The organism is uncultured Porphyromonas sp., assembly GCF_902489635.1.
GTDB lineage: Bacteria > Bacteroidota > Bacteroidia > Bacteroidales > Porphyromonadaceae > Porphyromonas.
In genome coordinates this window covers 1-6,265 of sequence record NZ_CABUAN010000062.1, presented here as the reverse complement: position 1 = coordinate 6,265, position 6,265 = coordinate 1, and the positions used below count along the sequence as shown (strand labels likewise).

At 55.6% G+C, this 6,265-nt stretch carries 5 protein-coding genes; all 5 read right to left on the bottom strand.

Annotated elements, in window-relative coordinates; genetic code table 11:
• Window positions 1-297: 297 nt before the first annotated feature.
• Complete coding sequence (locus RDM37_RS08335) at window positions 298-522, bottom strand: hypothetical protein (RefSeq protein WP_308556672.1); 225 nt, start codon at window positions 520-522, stop codon at window positions 298-300.
• 43 nt (window positions 523-565) lie between these two features.
• Window positions 566-1,555, bottom strand: coding sequence for a DUF4296 domain-containing protein (locus RDM37_RS08330; RefSeq protein WP_308556670.1), 990 nt, complete (start codon window positions 1,553-1,555; stop codon window positions 566-568).
• A 15-nt stretch (window positions 1,556-1,570) separates the two neighbouring features.
• Window positions 1,571-2,251, bottom strand: coding sequence for a lipoprotein signal peptidase (locus tag RDM37_RS08325; RefSeq protein ID WP_308556668.1), 681 nt, complete (start codon window positions 2,249-2,251; stop codon window positions 1,571-1,573).
• 17 nt (window positions 2,252-2,268) lie between these two features.
• Window positions 2,269-2,649, bottom strand: coding sequence for a TraR/DksA C4-type zinc finger protein (locus tag RDM37_RS08320; protein ID WP_293965088.1), 381 nt, complete (start codon window positions 2,647-2,649; stop codon window positions 2,269-2,271).
• Between the two features lie 84 nt (window positions 2,650-2,733).
• Window positions 2,734-6,147 carry an isoleucine--tRNA ligase gene (gene ileS / locus RDM37_RS08315; protein ID WP_308556666.1) on the bottom strand — a complete coding sequence of 1,138 codons (3,414 nt, stop codon included), beginning with the start codon at window positions 6,145-6,147 and terminating at the stop codon, window positions 2,734-2,736.
• Window positions 6,148-6,265 lie beyond the last annotated feature (118 nt).

The following is a 6,265-nucleotide window of genomic DNA, read 5'->3' as shown; positions in this document are numbered from 1 at the left end:
TTCCTCCGAAGTTTCATTTGATTCCTCCGAAGAATTTTTTCTTTCCTACCTGGGAAATAAAAAATATCCACGTGGAGATTTCGAAATATCCACGTGGAAATCAGTTTTCCCCGACACAGCGCTGTATCGATATGTAGTCTGGTCTAAATTATTGTAACGAATCGATCCTGATCGGAGCCATCGGAGCTATCGGAGCTATCGGATAGGGGCAGAGGGTTTCGGAGCTATCGGAGCACTAGTAGCACTAGCCACTAGCCAACAGCCAATAGCTAACAGCCAACAGCCAACAGCCAACCGCTACTCGTGGCGCAGTAGGTAGTGGTGATCCTCGTCCTCGATGAGGCTCCACGTGCCGGAGTAGTAGAGCGTGTGGGGCGGTTCGTCGTGATGCCAGGGCGTTAGCTCGACGCCTCGCTCACGATCGTGGTAGGTGAGTAGTACGGAGTGGAGCAGCTCGCCACGGTAGCGTAGCTGTCGGAGGGCGATCCGCTCGCCTGGGTGGAGGATGATCTGTCGTGCCATCGGTATGCTGCTGAGCTTGCTACACAGGGGCTATGCGTAGCTCCTAGCGAGCGATGATGCGCAGCTCTTGCAGCCTGAAGTGTAGCGACTGCGTACCCAGATAGTCTGACGGCTGGCTGTAGATAGAGATCGAGATGGTATCGCCCACGGAGAAGTGTGGGGCCGTGCGTACAGGCTCTTTGCGTGGTCGGCTCACGGGGAGGCTCTTCGGCATACTATCTGGCATACTATCTGGCATACTATCCATCAGACCATTTGCAATGCTATCGATGGTATTGGATAGGCTATCAGTTGAGCTTGTAGGCTCTGCCGTCTTCTCTGGAGTAGCTGCCCCTAGGGTTAGCGAGAAGACCCCTCCGATAGGTAACTGCGTCGATACACTCTCCATAGCTAGGGGCGGAGGTGTGGCATCGAGCTGCTTGGAAATGGCGATGTAGGGCATCTGAGACTCTTCGGGTAGCTGCGTACCGCTGACGAGGCCCTGTATCTCTATTTGATGAATGGTATCGGGGAGGTTAGGAATGTCTGCGAGAGCTACCTTCCAGAGGTAGCTGTTCTGCTCCTTGCTGATGCGGATAGGATAGGTCGAGAGCGGGGTGACACGACACGAGAGTGAGTCGGGTAGTGGCGAGTAGAGGTTGCCCTCGTCACCGCTCATACCAATCTGAAAGAAGCCTGTCGTGCGCTCCAGTATCTCGACCTCTCGCTGTATGCTGGCAGAGGACTGAGCGATGATCTTCTGAAGCAGCTTTGCCTTCGAAGCTGAGAGGTAGTAGATGGTGCTGTCTAGATCCTCTTGAGATACACCGTGCGACTTGAGGATGGAGGCGTAGATCGAGTCTTGCTGGTCGGAGCTTAGGTAGAGCGTCTGACCTACGCCACGAGCTGTGTATAGCTCCGTGAGTAGCTGCTCGAGCTTGCCATTTGGTATGCGTTGCCACGAGCGTCTTTTGCAGCCACTCCCGAGTAGGAGCAGTAGTACGCTTAGTAGCCCAAACTTGAGCAAAGAGACTTTGACGCTGTAAGCCCGCATAACTTGTGAGGTTGCTTACTTAGCTCGCTGACTCGTGCGGCGATGCTTGCCACGGAGGTAGAGCCAGAGCCGATCGAGGGCGCGTGTTGTGGTGCGTGGGTAGCAGATGAGTAGCGCCAGCACGCCTACGGTGATGCAGCTGTCGGCGATGTTGAAGATAGGGCTGAAGAAGGTATACGCCGACCCACCGCCTATCGGGAACCACTCAGGCAGCACCGTCGTGAAGAGGGGAAAGTAGAGCATATCGACCACATGCCCCTCAAACCACGGGGCGTACCCCACAGCTCCAGCGGTGGTCGGGACAAACTGCGCCACCTGCCCGATGGAGGAGGTGAAGAGCTGCCCATAGAAGAGGGAGTCGATGAGATTGCCAATGCCTCCCGCCAGCACCAGTCCGATGATGCAGCAGAAGCTCAGCGAGTAGTGGCGAGACTGCCGGACGAAGCGTGTGAGCCAAACGGCTAGTCCAGCCATCGCTATGATGCGGAAGGCGGTCAGGAGGAGCTTGCTGCCTAGCTCCACACCGTAAGCCATGCCACGGTTCTCTACAAAGTAGATGCGAAACCAGTCAAAGATGTGATACTCCTGACCAACGTACATGTGTGTCTTGATCCAGATCTTGACAACCTGATCTATGACAATGAGGAGCAGAATGAGCCCTGCGACAATCCAGTGGCGCTGGCTAGTACGAGTCATAAAGGAGACGACTGACTTTACTTAAGCTTGTCGCGATTGAGCTTGGCCTCGATGCTCTTGGTCGTATGAGGTACCGCACGGAGACGCTCCTTGGGTATGAGCTTGCCCGTGACAGAGCAGATGCCGTAGGTGCCGTTTTGGATACGTAGGAGAGCTGCCTCGAGCTTCTCGATGAAGTCCTGCAGACGCTGTGCCTGTGCATCGTTTTCAAGACGAGCCTGCGTGATGGCACCCTCGTCTAGATCCTTGTAGGTAGGCGTCGTGTCGCTGATGTCGTTAGCGTTTTCTGCACGGAGCATATTGAGATCCTCACGAGCCTGAGCGATCTTCTTCTCGATGAGTATGCGAAACTCTTCGAGCTCCTCCGGATTGTATCGTTTCTTGCTGCTATCTTCCATACTATCTGTAAATCTATTAGTGCGCTGTAGACGAAGTCTCTCTGGTGCGAAAGCTTGATCGCCTACAGACGCCGTGAATTGTGTTTATACTTTGCTGATTTGTACCGCTATCAAGGTGCCGTCTAGGTCGATCTCCTCGGCATCGCTGAGTACCTCGGAGTAGTCGATCGTGTCGGCCTGTACTTGCGTCTGGACGTACTCCTGATGGGTGCGGAGAGCCTCTACAACTTCATCGGGAGCCATGACGATTAGCTCGATATGATCGTTGACCTCGTAGCCAGACTGCTTGCGGAGGTTCTGTATGCGGTTGACAAACTCACGCGCCGTGCCCTCAGCGATCAGCTCGGGCGTGAGCGTGATGTCTAGAGCCACCGTATGACGACCCTCGTTGGCGACCGTCCACCCCGGTATATCCTGAGCAATGATCTGTACATCCTGGAGGTCCACCACAATAGGCTGGTCATCGACCGTCAGGGTCAGGTGCTCCGTCTGCTCTAGCTCATTGATCTGCTCGGGTGTGAGTGCATTGATCTGAGCTGCAAGTGCTTTCATATTCTTGCCCACCTTAGGCCCTAGAGCCTTGAAGTCAGGCTTGACCGTACGTACCCAGATGGAGTCGGAGGGGTCGACAAAGCGAATGTCCTTCACATTGACCTCGCTGAGCAGTAGGTCGTGAACCTGCTCCATGTGCATCTTGTCGGCGGGGTCATTGACCGGTAGCATGATCGCGCTGAGCGGTTGACGCACCTTGATATTGACCTTGCGACGCAGGGAGAGGACTAGCGTCGAGTAGATCTGAGCCAGCTCCATGCTGCGCTCTAGGTCTAGATCTATCTGCGCCTCGTCTGCCACGGGGTAGTCGGTGAGGTGTACCGATGCTGCGTCATCGTGCAGGTCACGGTAGAGCCTATCTGCGTAGAAGGGCGCAATGGGCGCCATCAGCTGAGCTACTACCGAGAGACACTGGTAGAGCGTCTGATAGGCGCTGAGCTTGTCGTCGGTCATAGAGCCTGCCCAGAAGCGCTTGCGCGAGAGACGCACGTACCAGTTGCTCAGATGCTCTGTGACAAAGTTTTCGATAGCACGTCCTGCAGGTGTCGGGTCGTAGCTTGCGAGCTTGCCGTCCACCTCCTTGATGAGCGAATTGAGACGCGAGAGGATCCAGCGATCGATCTCAGGACGATCCGCATAGGGGATCTGAGCAACGGAAGGATCGAAGCCGTCCAAGTTGCCATAGAGTGCGAAGAACTGGTAGGTATTATAGAGCGTTCCGAAGTATTTGCGGCTCACCTCCTCGACGCCCTTCGGGTCGAAGCGGATGTTTTCCCATGGATTGGCATTGGTGATCATGTACCAGCGTAGTGGGTCTGATCCGTACTGCTGGATGATACCAAAGGGATCGACCGCATTGCCTAGTCGCTTGCTCATCTTGTTGCCATCCTTGTCGAGGACGAGCCCGTTGACGAGAACATTTCTAAAGGCTATGCTCCCCTGGGTCATCGTAGCGATAGCGTGAAGCGTAAAGAACCAACCACGTGTCTGATCGACGCCCTCAGCGATGAAGTCGGCGGGGAAGACCTTGCCACTCTCGACCTCCTCACGATGCTCGAAGGGGTAGTGCACCTGCGCAAAAGGCATAGCACCCGAGTCAAACCATACGTCGATCAAGTCGCTCTCACGGCGCATCGGACGCTTGCCGTCCTGCGCCACGAGCGTGATCTCATCGACGTAGGGTCGGTGCAGATCGATCTTGTCATAGTTCTCCTCGCTGTAGTCGCCAGGTGTAAAGCCAGCGAGCGGATTGGCCGACATGACGCCAGCCTGCACAGCGCGCTCGCACTCCTTGTATAGCTCCTCGACAGAGCCGATGCAGAGTTCCTCGTCGCCATCTTCGGTGCGCCAGATAGGTAGGGGAGTACCCCAGTAGCGGCTGCGGGAGAGGTTCCAGTCCTGGAGGTTCTCCAGCCACTTGCCGAAGCGTCCTACGCCGATCGCTGCGGGATGCCAGTCGATCGTCTCATTGAGACGCATCATCTCCTCACGGCAAGCGGTAGAGCGGATGAACCAGCTGTCTAGCGGGTAGTAGAGGATCGGCTTGTCGGTGCGCCAGCAGTGGGGGTAGTTGTGCGTATGCTTCTCGACTCGGAAGACGCGGTTCTCATGCTTGAGCATGACGCAGATCTCTACGTCTAACGTCTCCTTGTCGGGTGTGTCTTTGGGGTCGTAATCCTTCTTGACATAGCGTCCTGCGTAGGTGTCGTAGAGCGGTACGTTCACCGACTCTTTGAGGAACTGATGATCGAGAGCCTCGATCTTGTAGAAGCGTCCCTTCAGGTCGACCATCGGGCGCTGCTGCCCCTTATTGTCGATCATCAGAAGAGGGGGAACGCCCGCCGCCTTAGCGACGCGCTCATCGTCGGCACCGAAGGTCGGCGCAATGTGTACGATACCGGTACCATCCTCAGTGCTGACATAGTCGCCGGGGATGACTCGGAAGGCTCCCTCGCCAGGATTGACCCACGGGATGAGCTGCTCGTAGTGGATACCGACGAGGTCGCTACCCTTGCAGGTTGAGATGCGGTGCCAGGGAGCCTTCTTGTAGGTCTCCTTGTCCCACGTCTCAGGCAGTTCGCTCACCTCGCTCTCAGCGTCGAAGTAGCTGCCTAGAAGTGCCGTGGCAAGTACCACCGTGATCGGCATGTCGCTGTAGGGGTTGAACGTCTCCACCGCACAGTACTCGATCGAGGGGCCCACGCAGAGTGCCGTGTTCGATGGGAGCGTCCACGGCGTAGTGGTCCACGCTAGGAAGAAGCTTTCGCCACGTCCACGGAGAGACTCGGGGGCATCGATGATGCGAAACTGTGCGGTACAGACCGTATCCTTGACATCACGATAGCAGCCCGGCTGATTCAACTCGTGCGAGCTTAGTCCCGTGCCAGCCGCGGGGCTGTAGGGCTGTATGGATAGCCCTTTGTATAGTAACCCCTTCTTGTATAGCTCCTTGAGGAGGTACCAAAGTGTCTCGATATACTTATTCTTGTAGGTTACGTAGGGGTGCTCCATATCGACCCAGTAACCCATCTGATTCGTCAGCGACTCCCACTCAGCGGTGTACTTCATCACCTCCTTGCGGCAAGTCTGGTTGTACTCAGCGACAGAGATGGTCTTACCGATCGCATCCTTGGTGATGCCGAGCTTCTTCTCGACTCCCAGCTCTACGGGCAGGCCGTGCGTATCCCAGCCAGCGCGACGATCCACACGGTAGCCGTGCATCGTCTTGTAGCGACAGATGATATCCTTGATAGAGCGCGCTATGACGTGGTGAATGCCGGGCATACCATTGGCCGAGGGAGGACCCTCATAGAAGGTAAATAGCGGCGCATCCTCACGCTGATGTAGCGAGCGGTGGAAGAGCTGCTCCTTCTCCCACAGAGCGAGCATCTTCTGATTGATCTGTGCAAAGTCAGCAGACTGGTATTCCTTAAACGGTTTCTTCATTGGAGCTTTCGTATAAGATATGTTCGCAAAGATACAGAATCTTGTTCAAATACGCCCTAATCGTTAGTCCACCTTACAGAGCCGACGCATTATATACAATGAGCTCATCTACCTCTCG